Here is a 21,366-nt window from a genome sequence, read left to right as displayed (position 1 = left end):
AGCGGTCAGCGCTCTCCGATGTGCACAAATCGCCGGAAGGGCTAGCGGATTTCCAGGCCCGTGACCGCGCGACCGATCACCAGGCGCTGGATCTCGCTGGTGCCCTCGAAAATCGTGAAGATCTTGGCGTCGCGGTGCATCCGCTCGACGGGATACTCGCGGGTGTAGCCGTTGCCGCCGAGAATCTGGATCGCCTCATCGGTGACGTACACCGCGGTCTCGCTGGCGACCAGCTTGGCCATCGAACCCTCGGCGTTCTCGAACGTCTTGCCATTGCGCGCCATCCAGCCCGCGCGCCAGACCAGCATCCGCGAGGCATCGATGCGAGCCTTCATATCGGCCAACTTGAAGGCGATGGCCTGGAATTCGCCGATCTTCTTGCCGAACTGCTCACGCTGACGGGCGTAATCGAGCGCGTACTCATACGCCGCGCGGGCTACGCCGACGGCCATGGCACCGACCGTGGGTCGCGTTCGCTCGAACGTCGCCAGCGCGGCCTGGCTCTTGGAACTCCTGCCCTCGCGAACCCGCGCGATGCGCTCCTCGAACTTCTCCCTGCCGCCGACGATCAACCGGCCGGGGATGCGCACGTCCTCGAGCACCACCTCGGCGGTATGTGAGGCGCGGATGCCGTGCTTGAGGAACTTCTGGCCCTGCCGGAACCCCGGTGTGTTCGGCGGGATGATGAAGGTGGCCTGTCCGCGAGTCCCGAGTTCGGGGTACACCGACGCGACGACGATGTGCACCTCGGCGATACCGCCGTTGGTGGCCCAGGTCTTGACACCGTTGAGCACCCATTCGTCCTTGGCCTCGTCGTACCGGGCGCGGGTGAGGATCGCCCCGACGTCAGAACCGGCACCGGGTTCCGACGAGCAGAACGACGCGACCTTCGGTTCGTCGACGCTGCCGAACATCTGCGGCAGCCATTCGCCCATCTGCTCGGGGGTTCCGTTGGCGGCCAGCGACGCCGCCGCCAGGCCGGTGCCCAGGATCGACAGCGCGATACCCGCGTCGCCCCAGAACATCTCCTCGAACGTGACGAGCATGCCCAGACCGGATGGTTCGCCGGCCTGCTCGGCGAAGAACTCCATCGAGTACAGACCGACCTTGGCGGCCTCCTGGATGATCGGCCACGGTGTCTGCTCGCGCTCGTCCCATTCGGCGGCGGCGGGCCGGATCACATCGGCGGCGAATTCGTGCACCCAGTTCTGAATGTGGACCAGGTCGGGCGACAACTCGAGCGAGAAAGACATGGCCCTATCTTACTCCGGAGTAAGATAACTGCGAAGGTCTGTGGCGGAGCTAACAACAGCTATCCGGGGAGATGTCGCGATGACAACGGTCGAGGTGGAGCCGCAGCCGCGCATCGACACCCTCGTCAAGCTTTCGAATGGAGCCGACGCCCGGAGCGCCGAATACACCGGCACCGCTTGGTTCGACGGCAAGCCGATCATGTCCGGTGCGGTGCTGCGCAGAGCCCCGAACGCACCGAAAGGCATTCGGATGCCGAACTTCTCGGCGTCGTTCTTCGTCCCCGACAGCCTCCCGTACAACCGGGCTGCACTGGATGACGCGACGTTGTCGGTCTCGATGGTTCTGCGGGCATCCGGGGAAACCGGCGCGATCGTCGACGCCGCGGCGACCTTCACCGACGATCCGTCCGGCGCACCGACGTGGATCCAGATCCACGTGCAGGGTCACCTCGCGTGGCCGGCTGCGGTCGGTTATCGCGTCATCGCGTTGACGTCGCCGGATGCTGTTCGGTAGGGCGCAAACGTCCACGTAGACTCGTCGGGCGGACTTCGCGCACGAAACTTGGCGCACGATCAGCGCACGGAGAGGTACTACCTGCATGAGCGGCCATTCCAAGTGGGCCACCACCAAACACAAGAAAGCCGTCATCGATGCCCGCCGGGGCAAGATGTTCGCCAAATTGATCAAGAACGTCGAGGTCGCGGCGCGTGTGGGCGGCGGCGACCCGGCGGGCAATCCCACGCTGTACGACGCGATCCAAAAGGCCAAGAAGTCGTCTGTGCCCAACGACAACATCGAACGGGCCCGCAAGCGCGGCAGCGGTGAGGAAGCCGGCGGCGCGGACTACCAGAACATCACCTACGAGGGTTACGGCCCCCACGGTGTCGCGGTGCTGATCGAATGCCTGACCGACAACCGAAACCGCGCGGCCGGCGAGGTGCGCGTCGCGATGACCCGCAACGGCGGCAACATGGCCGACCCCGGTTCGGTGTCCTACCTCTTCTCCCGCAAGGGCGTCATCACCCTGGACAAGGACGGCCTCACCGAGGACGACGTGCTGTTGGCGGTGCTGGACGCCGGGGCCGAGGACGTCAACGACCTCGGCGACTCCTTCGAGATTCTCTGCGAGCCAAGCGATCTCGTCGCCGTGCGCACCGCGTTGCAGGACGCAGGCATCGACTACGAATCGGCCGAAACCGGGTTCGAGCCCTCGGTCACCGTGCCGCTGGATGCCGACGGCGCGCGCAAGATCATGAAGCTGGTCGACGCGCTCGAAGATCTCGACGACGTCCAGGACGTCTACACCAACATCGACATCTCCGACGAGGTCGCCGCCGAACTCGACGCCGACGACTAAACGGGCAGGCTAGATCGTCAGGGCCACGCGGTAGTGGCGGTGGGCGAACAGCCAGTCGCCATCGACGCGCACCAGTTTGTCGACATACTCGCCGACCAGTTGGCGGCCCGGTTGATCGCGCAGCTTCATGAATTCCAGGCAATACGACCGCGCGTCGGCCAGGTCACCGCGCACCGTCAGCGACGCCATTTGGGTGAAGAACGCCATCTGCTCGATGGTTGCGAAGATGCCGTGCCAGTGGTCGCGCAGTTCACTCTTGCCGCGGCATTCGCCGCCCGAGCCGGTTCTGCGGCCGTCCTCGGTCCAGCACGACAGATACGCGTCGAGGTCCTTGCGGGTGACCGCGTCGCTGTAGATTTCGAGGCGCTCTCGGATGAGTTGTCTGTCTTCGGTCGGCCCGCTGAAGGTCATTGGCTCATTATCGAAGACGACCACTATCAGGAGCGGAGGCCCACGGCATGGCCAGGGTGACGGTGACCGACCCGGAGGGCGAGACGGTGACGGTGCGGCGCTGGTGGTGGCGCACGATCCCGTGGCAGACCGGGTTCTCCACGCTGGACACGTTCCTCTTCCTGCTCGTCCTGCCGTTCATGGTGATGTGGCCGGTCTGGCTGGCGCTGAAGTGGCTCGGCGTGTCGTGGACGATCCTCATCGAACGCGACGGTGAACGGATCGGCCGCGAACGGGTGCGCGGCTGGCACCGGTCCGGCGAGCGCATCTACGAGATCGCGGCGTCGGTGCAGGCGGGCACGTATCCGATCGAGCAGCCCGCGGCGTCCTGAGACGCGGTCAGCCCCTGCCGTTGGATCGCATCAGCTCGTCGTCGTCGCAGTCGATGGTGTGGTCGAACGCCTTGGCGCGCTCCTCGGCTTCGGGGCTGCCGGAGAACATCCCCGCCGCGACGCGCTTGGTCTCACTGGCGACCTCGCGAGGCAGCTGCGGTTCGGGAGCCGCTTCGGCCGGTTCGATGCGCTGGATGGGCACCACGCCGCCGGTGCGCTGTACCCAGTCGACCATGCCTTCGCGCACCGCGCACTGCAGGTCGAACAGTGCGCCGGCGTTGCGTGCGCTGACCACGATCCGCACCCGCACCACGCCGCCGACCGCGTCGGTCACCTGCAGCACGCCGCGCCGGCCGTCCCAGAGGTCGCTTCGGGCCAGCAGCCTGTCCAACTCGGCGCGCATGTCGTTGAACGGGACGTTGAAATCGACGTCGAATGCGACTGCGCCCATGATCTCGGTGGCGCTGCGGGTCCAGTTCTCGAACGGCTCGGTGGTGAAGTAGGTGGACGGCAACACGAGCCGGCGCTCGTCCCAGATGCGCACGACGACGTACGTCAGCGTGATCTCCTCGATGCGACCCCACCACTGACCGTTTTCGAGCTGGACGATGTCGCCGACGCGAATCGCCCCGGAGAATGCGATCTGCATCCCGGCGAAGACCGCGCCCAGCGACGTCTGGGCGGCCAGGCCGGCGACCACCGACAACACCCCGGCGGAGGCGAACACCGTGGTGCCGATGTCGGAGAACGACGGGAACGTCATCAGGATCGCGGCACCGCCGAGGATGACGACGATCGCGATGGCGAGCCTGCGCAGCACCGTCACCTGCGTCCGAACCCGGCGCCACAGCCGGTCGGCGTCGGAGATCTCCTCACCACCCCCGCCGTAACGGGCGATCATGCGTCTTTCGGCGACGCGGACAAGGCCGGTGACCAGCCAGGTGATCGAGGCGATCATCAGGATCAGCAGCCAGTGGTCCACCCAGCCGCGCCACGAGTCGGCGGTGTCCGACGTCCGTCGCACCGCGATCGTCGCCGCGATCACCATCAGCAGCATGCGGACCGGCTTGCGGGTCAGCACCTCGATGTCCTTGAGCAGCGCGCTACGGCGACTGACCCGCGCCATCAGCCAGGTCAGCACCACCCCGAAGACGTACACGGCGGCGATCGCTCCAGCCGCCCAGGCAAGGGTGACTGCGATATTGCTTGCGGTCTGCAGTTCGGTCTCGTCGGGCATGTTGATGAGGTCAACTCCACGAATCGGGGTCAGGGCCTCTGTCGACGGTAACCGTGTTGCCACGCAGGGAAACATCCGCTTCGGGGTCGCGAACGCGGATTCGGCCCTCTACGAGCACAATTGGAGAACAGCAGTGGTATGGCACACAGCGCCGAGTCACGGCGCATGAACGAGATCGCGCTGGACATCGCCGCGGTCGGCCGTGCCGATCGGTTTTCTGATCTGAGTGGGCGTGTCCCTGCCCAGTAACGGGCCGTCGGGCGGCTAAGCTCTCGAACAAGTGTTCACAGAAGGGCCGGACGTGCGGGTGATGGGAGTCGACCCCGGGTTGACGCGCTGCGGCCTGTCGGTCATCGAGGGCGGTACGGGTCGACAGGTCACCGCGCTCGACGTCGACGTGGTCCGCACCCCCTCGGGCGATCCGCTGCATCGGCGGCTGTTGGTGATCAGCGACGCCGTGGAGTACTGGATGGACACCCACAAACCCGACGTGATCGCGATCGAGCGGGTGTTCTCCCAACAGAACGTCTCCACCGTGATGGGCACCGCCCAGGCCGGGGGAGTGATCGCGCTCGCGGCCGCCCGGCGCGACATCGACGTGCATTTCCACACACCCAGTGAGGTCAAGGCGGCGGTCACCGGCAACGGCAACGCCGACAAGTCACAAGTCACCGCGATGGTCACCAGAATCCTTGCGCTGCAGGCCAAACCGACTCCGGCCGACGCCGCGGACGCGTTGGCCCTGGCGATCTGCCATTGTTGGCGGGCGCCGATGATCGCCCGGATGGCGGCGGCCGAGGCGCTGGCCGCCGAACAACAACGCAAGTACAAGGCCACGCTCAAGGCGAAAGCAAAGGCGGCACGATGATCGCATCGGTTCGCGGTGAGGTTCTCGACATCGCGCTCGACCACGTCGTGATCGAAGCCGGCGGGGTCGGGTACAAGGTGATGGCCACCCCGTCGACGCTGGCCACACTGCGCCGCGGTACCGAGGCTCGGCTGATCACCGCGATGATCGTGCGGGAAGACTCCCAGACGCTCTACGGCTTCGCCGACTCCGACGCCCGCGACTTCTTCCTCACCCTGCTCGGGGTGTCGGGAATCGGGCCCAGCATCGCGCTCGGTGCGTTGGCGATGTACGACGGGCCGACTTTGCGCGAGGCGATCGCCGACGGCGACATCACCGCGCTGACCCGGATTCCCAAGGTGGGCAAGAAGACCGCCGAGTTGATGGCCTTGAGCCTGCGCGACAAGGTCGGCGCTGTTTCGCCGTCCGGCGCGGCGACCGCGACGGGGCACGTGGTGCGCGGGCCGGTGGTGGAAGCGCTCGTGGGGCTCGGATTCGCGGCCAAACAAGCCGAGGAAGCCATTGACAAGGTGTTGGCCAACGACCCGGAAGCCAATCAGTCGACCGCGCTGCGGGCGGCGTTGTCGATGCTGGGTAACAAATGAGCAGATTCGACGACGACAGCGGCGACGCCGACGAGCGCGAGGTCTCTCCGGCGCTGACGGTCGGTGAGGGGGACGTCGACGCGAGCCTGCGACCGCGGTCGCTACAGGAGTTCATCGGGCAACCACGGGTCCGCGAGCAGCTGCAACTGGTCATCGGGGGCGCCAAGAACCGCGGCGGCACACCGGATCACATACTGCTCTCGGGTCCGCCTGGCTTGGGCAAGACGTCGCTGGCGATGATCATCGCGGCCGAACTGGGCTCCTCGCTGCGGGTCACCTCGGGACCGGCGCTCGAGCGCGCCGGCGATCTTGCCGCGATGTTGTCGAACCTCGTCGAGCACGACGTGCTGTTCATCGACGAGATCCACCGCATCGCCCGGCCTGCCGAGGAGATGTTGTACCTGGCGATGGAGGACTTCCGTGTCGACGTCGTGGTCGGGAAGGGCCCCGGTGCGACCTCGATCCCGCTGGATGTCGCTCCGTTCACGCTCGTGGGAGCGACCACCCGCTCGGGCGCACTGACCGGGCCATTGCGTGACCGGTTCGGTTTCACCGCCCACATGGACTTCTACGAGCCCGCCGAACTCGAGCGCGTGCTGTCGCGTTCGGCGGGGATTCTCGGCATCGAGCTTGGCGCCGACGCGGGTGCCGAGATCGCGCGCCGGTCGCGGGGCACGCCACGCATCGCCAACCGGCTGCTGCGTCGGGTCCGCGACTACGCCGAGGTGCGCGCCGACGGGGTCATCACCCGCGATATCGCCAAGGCGGCGCTGGAGGTCTACGACGTCGACGAACTCGGGCTCGACCGCCTCGACCGCGCCGTGTTGTCCGCGCTGACCCGAAGTTTCGGCGGCGGACCGGTCGGCGTCTCCACCCTTGCGGTGGCGGTCGGCGAGGAAGCGACCACCGTCGAAGAGGTGTGTGAGCCGTTCCTCGTGCGCGCCGGGATGATTGCGCGCACGCCGAGGGGACGGGTGGCCACAGCGCAGGCTTGGACGCATCTCGGCCTGACCCCGCCGAGCGGAGTCACCGGATTCGGGCAGGCGGGGCTTTTCGACTGAGGAGGACGGGATGGGCAGCGGCACGATCCGGCTGGGTGGGTTACTCGGCGTGGCCTGCGCCGGTGTGGCCGTACCGGCGTATCTGGTCGGTTCGCCGGAGAGGCCGAAGGACGCCGCCGGGATGGACGCCTATTTCGACAGTGCGTCAACCTTTCTCGCTCTGAACGGCACGCTGCCGCTGTTGCATCTTCTGTTCGGCCTGCTCTTCCTCGCTGTGCTCGTGTCGATGCTGCGGTCAGCGGCCGGGCCCACCGGTGCGGTGTACACCGCGGCGATCGGCGGGACGGTGTTCCTCGCACTGACCGCGGCTGGTCTGGCCGCCGAGGTCGCCGTGCCCGCCACCATCGTGCGGTTCGAAGACGTAACCGTGACGACGTACTCGCAGCCGTTCCTCGGCCTGGCGGTATGGCTGTATCACTACAGCCATATCGGTTCGGCCGCACTGATATTCGCCACCGCGTACATCGTGTGGCGTACCGGTGTGCTGCCGAAGTGGTCGGCGGCGCTGGCCGTGCTCGGCGTCCCCGCGCTGCTACACACCTGGATCGGGCTGCCTGGTGCGTACAGCGTGGCGACCTGGATCGCGCTGACCGGCCTGGTGATGTTGACCATACCGCCGGTCGTACAAGTGGAAAGCGTAGGTGCGTAATGGGTTTCGTCGGGTTGTTCTTCGCGGGCCTCGCCGCCCTCTTACACATCTACATCTGGGTGATGGAGTCGCTGACGTGGACGTCGCCGCGCACCAGGGCGACCTTCGGTCTCACCGAGGAAGAGGCGCTGGCCACCAAGGAGCTGGCTTTCAACCAGGGCTTCTACAACCTGTTTCTGGCAATCATCACGATCGCGGGAATCGTGATCGGCGGCATCGGCTACAACTGGGTCGGTATCGCGTTGGTCTTCGCGGGCGTCGGGTCGATGTTGGCGGCGGCGCTGGTGCTGTTGTTGTCCTCACCGGACAAGGCGAGGGCCGCGCTGACGCAGGGGATCTTCCCGCTCCTCGCAATCGTGCTGCTGGCGGCGGCCGTCACGCTGTAGCACTCGACGATGACTTCGCCCGTCACGTGCGGGCGTCATGGCCGGATCTTTGCTGTGACCACGTTGCCGGCTCCGTCACCGTGGAGTCGCGTGGCGTCAACCTGGCCGGCGACCGGTTACGGATGCGTCAACACGGGTAACCAGGCCTCACGACCAAGGAGGCATCATGACCGAGACCCGAGTGCATCCCCGAGGTGGGCGGATGCGAATTCCGCGCAGCCGCGGCGCTACGAGTGGATTTCTGTTGATCCTGCTGGGCGCGTGGGGCGCCCTGGCTCCCTTCATCGGACCCCTGTTCGACTTCGCGTACAGCCCCGACCAGGCGTGGACGTGGACGACCGGACGGGGATGGCTGGAGGTACTGCCCGGCGCGGTGACGGCGCTGGGCGGCCTGCTCCTGCTGATGTCACGAAACCGCGCGACGGCCTCTCTCGGCGGGTGGCTCGCCGTGGCCGGTGGCGCATGGTTCATCATCGGCCGCGCTCTGGCGGGCCCATTGGGCCTGGGTGACGCGGGCGTGCCCGTCGCTGCCACTGAGGGCAAGCGGATCGCGCTGGAGCTGACGTACTTCTACGGCCTCGGCGCGTTGATCGTGTTCCTGGGGGCCGCGGCGCTTGGACGCATCTCGGTGCGAAGCGTGCGCGACGTCGAGTGGGCGGACCGTCCACTGGCCGCGGACACCGTGGCCGACGAGCCCGCGCGGACCGCTGCGGCCGAACCGGCTCCGGTCGCCGGCGACACCGCCCCCGCCGCCGGGCAGCCGGCGATGGCGGAGCAGCGGACAGAGGTAATCGGGCCCACGGCTCAGGCCGCACAACCGCGTCGGCGCAGCCTGCTTGACAGGTTCCGCTCTCGCGGCCAACGCGGTGGCCGGCTCGCACACCGGTAAGCACGCAAACGCGTAGCGCCCCCCACGCGTGGGGGGCGCTTCTGCGTGTGAGCGCTCTCAATCAGGGCCTCTTCAGTCGGGAGGCGGACGTTTCGACCGCAGGTGATGTGCATCTCTACTACCTGCTCGTGCGACGAGATTCACCACGTCGTTGTGACCTACGTGACTGCCGGCGGACCCGTGCAAAAGATAGCGTGGCTATTCAACGCTTTGAATTTGCGCCTCCTGTCCAATGAAATCCGCACGGAGGCAATCGATACGACGTGAGTATGTAGCAGGAGGCCAAGCATGCCCGACCGGCCCGGTATCACCGATTCCGTTGCCGCGCGCCAGAACTCGGCAACGGCGGTGTGTGAGGCGTTCGGCTTCCCCGAAGGGGACTGGCCACTTTTCGCGCGGTTGGCCAGCGGCCCGACGGCGCCGCACGACGAAGAGGCGCTGTACCAGTACATCGACGTCAAGATCGCCGAGCGTTGCTGGAAGCCGACCGACGACCTGCTGTCGAATCTCATCGACGTCGAGGTCGACGGCGTCGAACTGACCGTCGACGAGATCTATCGCTTCGTTTCCACGCTGATCGGGGTCAGAGTCTTCTAGTCGCCAGCATTCTCCGGGGCGAACGCGTCGAGAAGGCGTTGCATCGTGCGGCACATCTGGGCGAAGTTCCGCTCGCCGACGAGGGATGACCACCGCCGCTCGATATCGGCAACGCGAGTGCCGGCGTCAGCCATCAGATGCCGGCCCCTGTCGGTCAGATCTATCAGCTTTGCCCGCCCATCGGCGGGGTCGGGTCGTCGGGCGAGATACCCAAGCGATTCAAGTTCGTTGACGAGTTCCGACGTCGCGGCAAGGCTGAGTTGCGCTCGATCGGCCAACTCGGTGAGCCGGATGCCGCCCAATCGGATGTTGCCGAATATCTGAAGATGCGGCTCCCGGATGTCCCCGTAGCCGGCTTCGACCCTGGGATAGGCGAGGTCGTTGCGAAACTCGCGCAGAAGTCGGATCAAGAGTTGACCGATCGCCTGCCGATCGCGATCCCTTGACGGAGCCATGGCCTCCGAGGATACTACGGTTACCGAAGTTTCGGTTTCCGAAGTAATTGGAGGGTCGTCATGTCCACGCCCGCTCCTAATTTCGTCAGCACCGACCTCTGCCGGCTGCATTTCCGCCGAGTGGGAGCCGGTCCGCCGGTTGTGTTGTGGCACAGCCTCTTTGTTGATTCTCAATCGTGGGGTCAGTTGGTCGATGTCCTGGGCCGCGATCGGACTGTCTACGCGATCGACGGTCCGTCGCACGGCAGGAGCGAGCCGGTGTCGCGCGACTTCACCTTCGACGAACTCGTCGCCGCTGTGCAGCAGGCACTCGATCGCCTCAATCTGTCCGAACCCGTCGACTGGGTGGGCAATGCGTGGGGTGGGCACGTCGGCATCCATCTGGCCGCCGCCGACCAGCCGCGATTGCGCACGCTCACGACCATCGGCACCCCCGTGCAGGGCTTCAGCCTGGTAGAAAAGCTCACGAAGGGCTGGCCCCTGGTCGAGCTCTACCGCTTCACCGGGCCGAACGCCTTCATCATGAAGCAGCTGTCGGACTCGCTGCTCGGAGCCGAATCCGTTGCTGCCCAACCGGAACTGGCTCTGGCGACGATGGCTGCGTTCCGAAACGCCGACCGTAAGGGGATGCACCACGCCATGCGGTCGATGATGCTCAAGCGTTCCGGGGTCGAAGCACTGCTTCCTGACATCAAGATCCCCACGTTGGTGATGCCGGTTCGCGACGATGTGATGGGTTGGCGCCCTGAAGAGGCCCGACGCACCTGCGCCGTCATATCGGACTGCCGCGTCGAAGAGGTCGCGGGGACGGGGCACGTGTCGCCGCTGCTGATCGACAACGACCGGATCGCCCGATCACTCGCCGATCTGTGGAGCGGCACCGGCGGTCAGCGCCGCTGATGCTCCACAAATCGCGCGGGAAAGTCAGCCCGTGTAGGCCATCACGTGCTTGATGCGCGTGTAGTCCTCGAACCCGTACATCGACAGGTCCTTCCCGTAGCCCGACGACTTGAACCCGCCGTGCGGCATCTCCGCCACCAGCGGGATATGCGTGTTGATCCACACACACCCGAAATCCAAAGCAGCCGAAACCCGTAGCGCTCGCGACACATCGCGCGTCCAGACCGAGGACGCCAACCCGTACTCGGTGCCGTTGGCCCACGCGATCGCCTCGTCCTCGTCGGAGAACGCCTGCACGGTGATGACCGGCCCGAAGATCTCCTGCTGAACCAGCTTGTCGTCCTGTCGAAGGCCGCCGATCACCGTGGGCTCGACGTAGAAACCCCTGTCGCCCTGGCGTCCTCCGCCGACCGCGACCGAAGCATGTGACGGCACGTCTCCCAGAAACCCGAGCACCCGCTCCAGCTGGTTGGAGTTGTTCACCGGCGGCACCCACGCGTCCTCGTCGTCGGCCGACTTGCCGTACGTAGTCGTCGCAGTGCGCGCCTGTTCGGCCAGCGCCTCGGTCAGATCCGAGGCCACCCGGGCCGTTGCGAGCACGCGCGTTGCCGCTGTGCAGTCCTGTCCGGCGTTGAAATAGCCCGCCGTCGCGATGCCTTCGGCGGCCGATGCGATGTTGCTGTCGTCGAACACGATCACCGGCGCCTTGCCACCCAACTCCAGGTGCGTGCGCTTGAGGTGTCCGCCCGCGCTGACAGCCACCGCACGACCAGCCGCGACCGAACCGGTGATGGACACCATCTGCGGCGTCGGATGCGCGACCACCGCGGCACCCGTAACGCGGTCTCCGCAAACGACATTCAGGACTCCGGGCGGGAAGTGCTCGGCGGCGATCTCGGCCAGCATCACCGTCGTCACCGGGGTGGTGTCGCTGGGTTTGATGACGACAGTGTTGCCCGCCGCCACCGCGGGCACGAACTTCCAGATCGCCATCATCATCGGGTAGTTCCATGGCGCCACTTGCCCGACCACGCCGACCGGCTCGCGGCGGATCCAGGAGGTGTGGTTCTCCATGTACTCGCCGGCCGACTTGCCCTCCAACATCCGCGCGGCGCCGGCGAAGAACCGGATCTGATCGATCGTCGGGGGAATCTCCTCGGCCATCGTCACGTGGTTCGGCTTACCGGTGTTGCGTCCCTCGGCCTCGACCAGATCCTGGGCGTGCTTCTCGACGTCGTCGGCGAAGTCCAGCAGCGCCTTCTGGCGCACCGACGGGGTGGTGCGCTTCCAGTCGGCGAACGCTTTCGACGCGGCCGCGTAGGCGCTGTCGATGTCGGCCTCGTTGGAGACAGGCGCGGTGCCGTAGCGCTCACCGGTCGACGGATCGATCAGCGGCATGGTGGCGCCGCTGACCGAGTCGAGCCTTTCGCCTCCGATGACGTTGTGGACCCTGAAGTCGCTGGTCATTGGATCTCCCTATGGATGGCGGGTCCCTGCAGACGAGCCGGTGCTCATCGAGCAAGAAGCCTAACCAAGACAGCACCGATCCGGTTGAGAACAGCTGCTGACAGTGGCGAGATCCACGGCAACCGCGGCCGCTGACGACGAAATCCGTCGAGGACATCAGTGATCGAGCATCTCGGCACGGCTGCGGCCTGAACAATTCGCGGTCTCATCGCGGTGGGCTGGTCGCCATGAAGGCCCGCAATGGCACACTGGTCACTTATGGGCGCGCGCCCCAAGCGGCGCTGCGCCGTGACCATATGACTCGACGAAAGATTTTGTTGCCATGGATTTGGTTGTCTTCCTTCCCCTGCTCATCGTGCTGGGCGCATTCATGTTCTTCGCGTCCCGCCGCCAGAAGAAGGCCATGCAGGCCACCATCGACCTGCACGATTCGCTTCAGATCGATGACCGGGTGCACACCACCTCCGGTCTCGTCGGGACCATCAAGGGCATCACCGACGACGAGGTGGAACTGGAGATCGCACCGGGCGTCGTCACCACCTGGATGAAGCTCGCGGTGCGCGACCGCATCACCGACGACGACGAGTTCGACGACGAGCCCGAATCGACCGCGACCGAGCTCACCGAAAGCCCCAACACCAAGACCGACGGCTGAGTCCGCGGGCGATCCACACAGCTGGAGCCCGTAGTCTCTGCGGTGCTGACGAACCGATTCCGAGGAGACCTGACTAAACGTGGCATCGTCTTCGACGCCGGTGCACCCTGCCCGCTACCTGTCGCTGTTCTTGGCGTTGCTCGTCGGCGCCTACTGCCTGGTCTTCCTGACCGGGGACAAGGAGCCCGAACCCAAGCTCGGCATCGACCTGCAGGGCGGTACCCGCGTCACCCTCACCGCCCGCACGCCCGACGGGTCGCCACCCACCCGCGAAGCGTTGGGCCAGGCCCAGCAGATCATCAATGACCGAGTCAATGGCCTAGGCGTGTCGGGCTCCGAGGTGATCATCGACGGCAACAACCTCGTCATCACGGTGCCGGGCAGCGAGAGCAGCGACGCCCGCAATCTCGGCCAGACGGCGCGGCTGTACATCCGCCCCGTCGTGCATGTGATGCCCGCCGAGGTCCCGGGCCAGCAGCCGCCGACAGAGGGACCAGCCGGACCGCCTCCGGGCGGTCCGAATCCTGGCATGCCCGGCGGGCCGATCCCGGGCATGCCGGGCACCGAAGGGCCCGCGGGTGAGCAGCCGCCGGGGGAGCCCACCGCTCCGCCGGCCCCGCAGCCGCGTCCCTATCCGCAGGAGCCGCCGGCACAGCCCGCACCGACGCCGCCGCCGACACCGGGTAGCCCAGAGCCCGCGCCGCGCACCCCCGAGCCCTCGCCGACCACGCAAACGTCACCGGAGGACGTTCCGCTGGCACAGCGCATCGCCGACGAGAAGCAGCTGCGACAGAGCACCGACCAGCAGATCCAGATCCTGGCCCTGCAGTTCCAAGCCACGCGCTGCCACGAAGACGACGTCCTCGCAGGCAACGACGACCCCAACCTGCCGCTGATCACCTGCGGTCAGGACGGCAACGTGTATCTGCTGGACAAGTCGATCATCAACGGTGAGCAGATTCGGGATGCCACTTCCGGCCTCGATCAACAGCGCGGTGAGTACGTCGTCGACCTCCAGTTCAAGGATGACGGCGCCAAGATTTGGGCGGACTTCACCGCCGCCAATGTCGGCACGCAGACCGCGTTCGTGCTGGACACGAAGGTGATGAGCGCACCCGAGATCCGGGAGGCGATACCGGGTGGACGCACCCAGATCAGCGGCCAGTTCACTCAGCAGTCGGCCCGCGAATTGGCCAACGTGCTCAAGTACGGTTCGCTGCCGTTGTCGTTCGAGTCGTCGGAGGCTGAAACAGTCTCGGCCACACTGGGTCTGTCGTCACTGCGCGCCGGCTTGATCGCCGGCGCGGTCGGGCTGGCGTTGGTGTTGGCTTATTCGTTGCTCTACTACCGCATGCTGGGGGTGTTGACCACCCTGTCGCTCGTCGCTTCCGGCGCAATGGTTTACGCGATCCTGGTGCTTCTCGGCAGATGGATCGGCTACACGCTGGACCTTGCCGGCATCGCCGGTCTGATCATCGGTATCGGTATGACGGCCGACTCGTTCGTGGTGTTCTTCGAACGCATCAAAGACGAGATCCGCGAAGGGCGTTCGTTCCGGTCCGCGGTGCCGCGCGGTTGGGCGAGGGCCCGCAAGACGATCGTGTCCGGCAACGCGGTGACGCTGCTCGCAGCGGCGGTGCTCTACGTCCTCGCGGTCGGCCAGGTCAAGGGCTTCGCGTTCACCCTGGGTCTGACCACGATTCTCGACGTGGTCGTGGTCTTCCTGGTGACGTGGCCGCTGGTGTATCTGGCGTCGAAGTCGCCGACACTGGCCAAGCCTTCGTTGAACGGACTCGGTGCGGTGCAACAGATCGCCAGGGAGCGACGAGCGGCCGCGCACGCGACGGGACGGGACTGACACATGGCGCCCAAGCAGTCATCGGACGAACAGCAGACCAGCGCCGTGGAGGCACCGGACCTCGAGGCCACCACGCCTCGTCACGGCTTCTTCGTCCGCCTCTACACCGGCACCGGTGCCTTCGAGGTCATCGGCAAGCGCAAGCTGTGGTACGCGGTCAGCGGTGCGATAGTTCTGGTGTGCCTGGCCAGCATGCTGTTGCGCGGCTTCACTTTCGGCATCGACTTCGAGGGCGGCACCAAGGTGTCGATGCCGAGCGTGACCGAATCGGGCACCGTCACGACCCAGCAGGTCGAGGACGTGTTCAACAAGACCCTGGGCAAGAGTCCGGAGTCGGTGGTCATGGTCGGCAGCGGCGGATCAGCCACCGTGCAGATCCGGTCCGAGACGCTGACCAACGAGGAGACCGAACAACTGCGCACCGCGCTGTTCGACGCGTTCAAACCGAGAGGCCCGGACGGACAGCCGAGCAAGCAGGCCATCAGTGACTCCGCGGTGTCGGAGACGTGGGGCGGCCAGATCACCCAGAAGGCGTTGATCGCGCTGGTGGTGTTCCTCGTGCTGGCGACGGTCTACATCATGCTGCGCTACGAGCGCTACATGTCGATCGCGGCGATGGCGACGCTGGTGTTCGACCTGGTGGTCACCGCCGGTGTGTACTCGATCGTCGGCTTCGAGGTCACCCCGGCCACGGTGATCGGCCTGCTGACGATTCTCGGCTTCTCGCTCTATGACACCGTCATCGTGTTCGACAAGGTCGAGGAGAACACCCACGGCTTCGAACACACGACGAGACGCACGTTCGCCGAACACGCCAACCTCGCGGTCAACCAGACCTTCATGCGGTCCATCAACACCAGCCTCATCTCCGTGTTGCCGATCGTGGCGCTGATGGTCGTGGCGGTGTGGCTGTTGGGTGTGGGCACGCTGATGGACCTGGCGCTGGTGCAGTTGGTCGGCGTCATCGTCGGCACCTACTCCTCGATCTTCTTCGCGACCCCGCTGCTGGTGTCGCTGCGCGAGCGCACGGACCTCGTGCGCAACCACACCCGCCGGGTGATGAACCGCCGCAAGAACGCGGCTGGGAAGACCACGCAGACCGAGGCAGCGGACGCAGCCACCGACGAGCCGGAGACCGTCGGCGCCGCCGCGACGGCGCGTGCCGGTGCCGCCGCGCGGACCGATACTCCGCCGCCGGACAAACCCGCACCGGGTGCGCGTCCGGTGCGGCCGAACAGCAGCCGGACCGGACGCCCGTCGGGTAAACGCAACACCCGGCGGCGGTAGGGAAGATGGGCGCCGGTAAGCGGGCGGGCACTCAGCCCGCGAGGGGAGTCGATCCGGTCCGGCGTTGCGGTGTCCTGACAACCGTTTTGGTGCTCGCCGCGGCGTTGGCGTCGGCGTGCACACGGACCCCCGCCGACAGCATCGACTACGCCGTCGACGGCACGTTGATCACCTACAACACCAACACCGTCGCCGGCGCGGCTTCGGGCGGCCCGCAGGCGTTCGCGCGGGTGTTGACGGGCTTCAACTACCACGGACCCGACGGCCAGATCGTCGGCGATCACGACTTCGGGACGATTTCGGTGGTCGGCAGGCAGCCGCTGGTGCTCGACTACGAGGTCAACGCCAACGCGGTGTACTCCGACGGTAAACCGATCACCTGCGACGACCTCGTGTTGGCGTGGGCATCGCAGTCCGGACGATTCCCGAACTTCGACGCCGCCAATCGCGGCGGTTACAGCGATATCGCCTCGGTGGACTGCACGCCGGGGCAGAAGAAAGCGCGGGTGTCGTTCGCGCCGGATCGTGGGTTCGTCGACTTCGGACAGCTGTTCGCCGCGACGTCGCTGATGCCGTCGCACGTCATCGCGGACCAACTTGGTCTCGGTGACGGCGGAGTCACCCGGGCGATCCTCGAGAACGACGGCGCCGCGGTGGAGCGCATCGCGGACGTCTGGAACACCGGTTGGGCGATCACCCCCGATCTCGACCTGAAGAAGTTCCCCTCGTCGGGGCCTTACAAGCTGGACTCGGTGACCGAAAACGGGGCGGTGGTGCTGGTCGCCAACGACAAATGGTGGGGCGCCGAACCGGTTACCAAGAAAGTGACCGTGTGGCCGCGCGGCGCCGACATCCAGGAGCGCGTCAATCAGGGCGCCTACGACGTCGTCGACATCGCCACCGGATCGTCGGGCACGCTGAACATTCCCGATGACTACGAGCGCACGGATGCCCCGTCGGCCGGCATCCAACAGCTGATCTTCGCGCCGCAAGGACCGTTGGCCGCCCCGCCGGCCCGCCGCGCGCTTGCCCTGTGCACGCCACGCGACGTGATCGCCCGCAATGCCGAACAGCCCATCGCCAATTCGCGGCTCAATCCCGCGACCGAGGATGCCTACAGCGGGGCCGAGGGCGGTCCGGAGCCCGGACAGTTCGTCGCCGCCAACCCCGACGCGGCGCGGGCCGCGCTCAACGGGCGGCCGCTGACCGTCCGCATGGGCTATACGGGCCCGAACCCGCGGCTGGCGGCGACCGTCGGCGCCATCGCCAAGGCGTGTGCTCCGGCCGGTATCACCGTCGAAGACGCCGCGAGCGACCGCGTGGGCCCATTGTCGTTGCGCGACAACGAGATCGACGTGCTGATCGCCGGCACGGGCGGCGCCGCGGGCAGCGGGTCCAGCGGCTCGTCGGCGATCGACGCCTACCAGTTTCACACCGGAAACGGCAACAACCTGCCCCGCTACTCCAACCCGCAGGTCGACCGGGTCATCTCGGCGCTCGCGATCACCAATGACCCCAAAGAAATAGCCCGGTTGCTCGGCGAGGGCGGCCCGGTGCTGTGGGCCGACATGCCGACGCTGCCGTTGTACCGACAGCAGCGCACGGTGCTGGCATCGAAGAAGATGTTCGCCGTGAGCAGTAATCCCACCCGGTGGGGCGCGGGATGGAACATGGACCGCTGGGTTCTGGACCGGTGAGTGCCGACGGGGAAGACATCTCGACGCTGATCGCGACGATGATGCGCGAGGTGCCCGACTTCCCCGAGCCCGGCGTCGCGTTCAAGGACCTGACCCCGTTGCTGGCCGACGCGCGTGGGCTGGCCGCGGTCACGGACGCGCTCGCCGACACCGCCCGGGGCGCAGACCTCGTGGCGGGGATCGACGCCCGTGGCTTCCTGCTCGGCGCGGCGGTCGCGTTGCGGCTCGGCACGGGCGTGTTGGCGATTCGCAAGGGCGGCAAGCTGCCGCCGCCGGTGTTCAGCGAAACCTATGCGCTCGAATACGGCACGGCCACGCTGGAGATTCCGGCCGACGGGATCGACCTCGGCGGCCGCAGCGTGCTGATCGTCGACGATGTGCTGGCCACCGGCGGCACCGCGGCTGCGGCGGTCAAACTGCTGCAGCACGCGGGTGCGTCCGTGCCTGGCGCCGCTGTACTGCTGGAGTTGACCACGCTGGGCGGCCGCGAAGCGCTCGAACCGTTGCCGGTCACATCGCTGCACCGGGTCTGAGGGATATCCTCGAAGGCGCACGTTGCGACGCCGCTATCGAGACAGACCGGGAGGTGACCATGGCTGACGAACCCGGCACGGGCCAGGCCGTGCAGTCGCCTCCGCCCGGGGCCCAGATCCCCGAGACGCAGCCGCTGGAGGTGCCGAAGCCCTCCGCGAGCGCGTCGCGCCGGGTCCGGGCCCGGTTGGCACGCCGGATGACGTCGCAGCGCAGTGCGATCAACCCCGTGCTCGAGCCGCTGGTGGCCGTCCACAAGGAGATCTACCCGAAGGCCGATCTGCAGTTGCTGCAGCGGGCCTACGAAGTGGCCGAACGGCGGCACGCCGATCAGCTGCGCCGCTCGGGTGACCCCTACATCACCCATCCGTTGGCGGTGGCCAACATCCTCGCCGAGCTCGGCATGGACACCACCACGCTGATCGCGGCGCTGCTGCACGACACCGTCGAGGACACCGGGTACACGCTCGAGGCGCTGACCGAGGAGTTCGGCACCGAGGTCGGCCATCTCGTCGATGGGGTCACCAAGCTGGACAAGGTCGCGCTGGGCACCGCCGCGGAGGGCGAGACCATCCGCAAGATGATCATCGCGATGGCGCGCGACGCCCGCGTGCTGGTGATCAAGGTCGCCGACCGGCTGCACAACATGCGCACGATGCGGTTCCTCCCGCCTGAGAAGCAGCAGCGTAAGGCGCGTGAGACGCTGGAAGTCATTGCGCCGCTTGCGCATCGGCTGGGAATGGCGACGGTCAAGTGGGAACTGGAAGATCTTGCGTTCGCGATCCTGCACCCGAAGAAGTACGAGGAGATCGTGCGGCTGGTCGCCGACCGTGCGCCGTCGCGCGACACCTACCTGGCCAAGGTGCGTGCCGAGATCACCGCGACGCTCAACGCGTCAAAGATCACCGCGATCGTGGAGGGCCGCCCCAAGCACTACTGGTCGATCTACCAGAAGATGATCGTCAAGGGCCGCGACTTCGACGACATCCACGACCTCGTCGGCGTGCGCATCCTGTGCGACGAAATTCGGGACTGCTACGCGGCTTTGGGTGTTGTGCACTCACTGTGGCAGCCGATGGCGGGCCGGTTCAAGGACTACATCGCCCAGCCGCGCTACGGCGTGTACCAGTCGCTGCACACGACGGTCGTCGGGCCCGAGGGCAAGCCGCTGGAAGTGCAGATCCGCACCCACGATATGCACAAGACGGCCGAACTGGGCATCGCCGCTCACTGGCGTTACAAGGAGACCAAGGGCCGCAACGGCGTTCCCAACCAGCACTCGTCGGCCGAGATCGACGACATGGCGTGGATGCGACAGCTTCTCGACTGGCAGCGGGAGGCCGCCGACCCAGGTGAGTTCCTCGAATCGCTGCGCTACGACCTTGCGGTGCAGGAGATCTTCGTCTTCACCCCCAAGGGTGATGTCATCACGCTGCCCACCGGGTCGACGCCCGTGGACTTCGCCTATGCGGTGCACACCGAGGTCGGTCACCGATGTATCGGCGCGCGGGTGAACGGCCGCCTCGTCGCGTTGGAGCGCAAGCTCGAAAACGGGGAAGTGGTCGAGGTTTTCACGTCCAAGGCGCCGAACGCCGGACCGTCACGTGACTGGCAGACCTTCGTGGTCTCGCCGCGCGCGAAGGCCAAGATCCGGCAGTGGTTCGCCAAGGAGCGCCGCGAGGAGGCGCTCGAGGCCGGTAAGGACGCGATCGCCCGCGAGGTTCGACGCGGTGGACTTCCGTTGCAGCGCTTGATGAATGCCGAGTCGATGGGGGCGCTGGCACGTGAGCTGCGGTACGTGGACGTCTCAGCGCTCTACACCGCGGTGGGTGAGGGGCACGTCTCGGCGCGACATGTCGTTCAGCGGTTGGTTGCCCAGGTCGGTGGCGACGAGGAGGCCTCCGACGAACTCGCCGAGCGGTCGACGCCCGCGACGATGCCGGTGCGTCATCGCACGAGCGACGATGTCGGGGTGGCTGTGCCGGGTGCTCCCGGTGTGCTGACCAAACTCGCCAAGTGCTGCACGCCGGTGCCCGGCGACAACATCATGGGGTTCGTCACGCGCGGCGGCGGGGTCAGCGTGCACCGCACCGACTGCACGAACGCCGCATCGCTGCAGGAGCAGTCCGAGCGGATCATCGAGGTGAAGTGGGCGCCGTCGCCGTCGTCGGTGTTCCTGGTCGCCATCCAGGTCGAAGCGCTCGACCGGCACCGGTTGCTGTCGGACGTGACGCGGGTGCTGGCCGACGAGAAGGTGAACATCTTGTCGGCGTCGGTGACGACGTCCAACGACCGGGTGGCGATCAGTCGGTTCACCTTCGAGATGGGCGACCCCAAGCATCTGGGCCACGTGCTCAACGTGGTGCGCAATGTGGAGGGTGTGTACGACGTCTACCGGGTGACTTCCGCGGCGTGAGCCGCGATTGGGCAGAAGCGGCGTGAGCCGCGATTGGGCAGAAGCGGCGTGAGCCGCGATTGGGCAGAAGCGGCGTGAGCCGCAATTGGGGCAAATTTCGCCGAACCGCGTCAATCTTTGCCAGTTCTGCGATACTGCGACGATGCGGCCCGCGCTACTCGTCATCCTCGTCTCCCTGGGATTCGCGGTCGTCGGTTGTGGGTCGACCATCAAGCCGGAACGCGCCGCGCAGTCCGTCGTCAACCTCGTCTCCGAGCAGACCGGCTTCACGCCGACGGACGTGACATGCCCCGAGGGCGTCGAAGCCAAAGAAGGCACGAAGTTCGAGTGCACATTCACTGGACCGGAAGGCGCCGAGTACACGGCGAACATGCGGGTGACCAAGGTCGAGGGCGACGACGTCGAGTTCTACATCGAGACCGCGCCGGCCAAGTAG

23 protein-coding genes are annotated in these 21,366 nt (G+C 66.6%); 18 read left to right on the top strand and 5 right to left on the bottom strand.

The genetic code is table 11. The annotated features are described in order from the left end of the window. Positions 1–41: 41 nt before the first annotated feature. Positions 42–1,253, bottom strand: coding sequence for an acyl-CoA dehydrogenase family protein (locus AU193_RS12280; RefSeq protein WP_064422659.1), 1,212 nt, complete (start codon positions 1,251–1,253; stop codon positions 42–44). A 79-nt stretch (positions 1,254–1,332) separates the two neighbouring features. Between AU193_RS12280 and AU193_RS12275 the strand changes: the two genes are divergently transcribed. Then, positions 1,333–1,767: a hypothetical protein gene (locus AU193_RS12275; protein WP_064422658.1), complete on the top strand. Its 435-nt coding sequence runs from the start codon at positions 1,333–1,335 to the stop codon at positions 1,765–1,767. Between the two features lie 85 nt (positions 1,768–1,852). Beyond that, the gene (locus tag AU193_RS12270; RefSeq protein WP_064422657.1) at positions 1,853–2,611 is read left to right on the top strand and encodes a YebC/PmpR family DNA-binding transcriptional regulator; all 759 of its coding nucleotides are present in this window, start codon (positions 1,853–1,855) and stop codon (positions 2,609–2,611) included. A 9-nt stretch (positions 2,612–2,620) separates the two neighbouring features. On the opposite strand, the gene AU193_RS12265 is transcribed toward AU193_RS12270, so the two are convergent. Beyond that, on the bottom strand, positions 2,621–3,022 hold the full coding sequence (locus AU193_RS12265; protein WP_064422656.1) for a nuclear transport factor 2 family protein: 402 nt from the start codon (positions 3,020–3,022) through the stop codon (positions 2,621–2,623). Positions 3,023–3,084: 62 nt separating this feature from the next. Here AU193_RS12265 and AU193_RS12260 point away from each other — a divergent pair, with 62 nt between their 5' ends. Beyond that, complete coding sequence (locus AU193_RS12260; RefSeq protein WP_253867783.1) at positions 3,085–3,393, top strand: hypothetical protein; 309 nt, start codon at positions 3,085–3,087, stop codon at positions 3,391–3,393. Between the two features lie 7 nt (positions 3,394–3,400). Here AU193_RS12260 and AU193_RS12255 read toward each other — a convergent pair whose 3' ends face one another. Beyond that, positions 3,401–4,630 carry a mechanosensitive ion channel family protein gene (locus AU193_RS12255; protein ID WP_064422654.1) on the bottom strand — a complete coding sequence of 410 codons (1,230 nt, stop codon included), beginning with the start codon at positions 4,628–4,630 and terminating at the stop codon, positions 3,401–3,403. 301 nt (positions 4,631–4,931) lie between these two features. Here AU193_RS12255 and ruvC point away from each other — a divergent pair, with 301 nt between their 5' ends. From ruvC to AU193_RS12220, 7 genes are all read left to right on the top strand, one after another. Further along, positions 4,932–5,498 carry a crossover junction endodeoxyribonuclease RuvC gene (gene ruvC / locus AU193_RS12250; RefSeq protein ID WP_064422686.1) on the top strand — a complete coding sequence of 189 codons (567 nt, stop codon included), beginning with the start codon at positions 4,932–4,934 and terminating at the stop codon, positions 5,496–5,498. Then, a complete protein-coding gene (gene ruvA, locus AU193_RS12245) occupies positions 5,495–6,082 on the top strand; it encodes a Holliday junction branch migration protein RuvA (RefSeq protein ID WP_064422653.1) in 588 nt (195 codons plus the stop codon). Before ruvC ends, ruvA begins: the two co-directional genes overlap by 4 nt. Further along, positions 6,079–7,143 (top strand): Holliday junction branch migration DNA helicase RuvB, encoded by a 1,065-nt coding sequence (ruvB, locus tag AU193_RS12240; protein WP_064422652.1) that lies wholly within the window; start codon positions 6,079–6,081, stop codon positions 7,141–7,143. The genes ruvA and ruvB overlap by 4 nt, the downstream gene beginning before the upstream one ends. A 10-nt stretch (positions 7,144–7,153) precedes the next feature. Then, positions 7,154–7,792 carry a hypothetical protein gene (locus AU193_RS12235; protein WP_064422651.1) on the top strand — a complete coding sequence of 213 codons (639 nt, stop codon included), beginning with the start codon at positions 7,154–7,156 and terminating at the stop codon, positions 7,790–7,792. Continuing rightward, positions 7,792–8,178, top strand: a complete 387-nt coding sequence (locus AU193_RS12230) for a DUF1304 domain-containing protein (RefSeq protein WP_064422650.1) — start codon at positions 7,792–7,794, stop codon at positions 8,176–8,178. Before AU193_RS12235 ends, AU193_RS12230 begins: the two co-directional genes overlap by 1 nt. Before the next feature lie 166 nt (positions 8,179–8,344). Then, positions 8,345–9,067, top strand: coding sequence for a hypothetical protein (locus AU193_RS12225; protein ID WP_064422649.1), 723 nt, complete (start codon positions 8,345–8,347; stop codon positions 9,065–9,067). 288 nt (positions 9,068–9,355) lie between these two features. Then, positions 9,356–9,664, top strand: a complete 309-nt coding sequence (locus AU193_RS12220; RefSeq protein ID WP_064422648.1) for a hypothetical protein — start codon at positions 9,356–9,358, stop codon at positions 9,662–9,664. Here AU193_RS12220 and AU193_RS12215 read toward each other — a convergent pair. Further along, a complete protein-coding gene (locus AU193_RS12215; protein ID WP_082682948.1) occupies positions 9,661–10,119 on the bottom strand; it encodes a MarR family winged helix-turn-helix transcriptional regulator in 459 nt (152 codons plus the stop codon). The two genes, AU193_RS12220 and AU193_RS12215, sit on opposite strands and share 4 nt — an antisense overlap. A 60-nt stretch (positions 10,120–10,179) precedes the next feature. Between AU193_RS12215 and AU193_RS12210 the strand changes: the two genes are divergently transcribed. Next, positions 10,180–11,019: an alpha/beta fold hydrolase gene (locus tag AU193_RS12210; RefSeq protein WP_064422647.1), complete on the top strand. Its 840-nt coding sequence runs from the start codon at positions 10,180–10,182 to the stop codon at positions 11,017–11,019. A 24-nt stretch (positions 11,020–11,043) separates the two neighbouring features. Here the strand turns inward: AU193_RS12210 and AU193_RS12205 are convergent, their stop codons facing one another. Beyond that, complete coding sequence (locus tag AU193_RS12205; protein ID WP_064422646.1) at positions 11,044–12,486, bottom strand: gamma-aminobutyraldehyde dehydrogenase; 1,443 nt, start codon at positions 12,484–12,486, stop codon at positions 11,044–11,046. Positions 12,487–12,808: 322 nt separating this feature from the next. Between AU193_RS12205 and yajC the strand changes: the two genes are divergently transcribed. The 7 genes from yajC to AU193_RS12170 all read left to right on the top strand — a co-directional run bounded on the left by yajC (position 12,809) and on the right by AU193_RS12170 (position 21,366). Next, complete coding sequence (gene yajC / locus AU193_RS12200) at positions 12,809–13,141, top strand: preprotein translocase subunit YajC (protein ID WP_064422645.1); 333 nt, start codon at positions 12,809–12,811, stop codon at positions 13,139–13,141. Positions 13,142–13,220: 79 nt separating this feature from the next. Further along, entirely contained in the window at positions 13,221–14,999 is a 1,779-nt protein-coding gene (gene secD / locus AU193_RS12195; protein WP_064422644.1) for a protein translocase subunit SecD, read from the top strand. A 3-nt stretch (positions 15,000–15,002) separates the two neighbouring features. After that, positions 15,003–16,286, top strand: coding sequence for a protein translocase subunit SecF (secF, locus tag AU193_RS12190; protein ID WP_064422643.1), 1,284 nt, complete (start codon positions 15,003–15,005; stop codon positions 16,284–16,286). Between the two features lie 5 nt (positions 16,287–16,291). After that, on the top strand, positions 16,292–17,983 hold the full coding sequence (locus AU193_RS12185) for an ABC transporter substrate-binding protein (RefSeq protein ID WP_082682947.1): 1,692 nt from the start codon (positions 16,292–16,294) through the stop codon (positions 17,981–17,983). Next, the gene (locus AU193_RS12180; protein ID WP_064422683.1) at positions 17,950–18,516 is read left to right on the top strand and encodes an adenine phosphoribosyltransferase; all 567 of its coding nucleotides are present in this window, start codon (positions 17,950–17,952) and stop codon (positions 18,514–18,516) included. Before AU193_RS12185 ends, AU193_RS12180 begins: the two co-directional genes overlap by 34 nt. A 59-nt stretch (positions 18,517–18,575) precedes the next feature. Beyond that, entirely contained in the window at positions 18,576–20,930 is a 2,355-nt protein-coding gene (locus tag AU193_RS12175) for a bifunctional (p)ppGpp synthetase/guanosine-3',5'-bis(diphosphate) 3'-pyrophosphohydrolase (protein ID WP_064422642.1), read from the top strand. A 142-nt stretch (positions 20,931–21,072) separates the two neighbouring features. Further along, positions 21,073–21,366, top strand: a complete 294-nt coding sequence (locus tag AU193_RS12170; RefSeq protein ID WP_064422641.1) for a DUF4333 domain-containing protein — start codon at positions 21,073–21,075, stop codon at positions 21,364–21,366.

Origin of the sequence: Mycobacterium sp. GA-1285 (assembly GCF_001499905.1) — a bacterium.
Classification (GTDB): domain Bacteria; phylum Actinomycetota; class Actinomycetes; order Mycobacteriales; family Mycobacteriaceae; genus Mycobacterium.
Note: the sequence above shows the minus strand (reverse complement) of the source record. Positions and strands in the feature narration are given on the sequence as shown.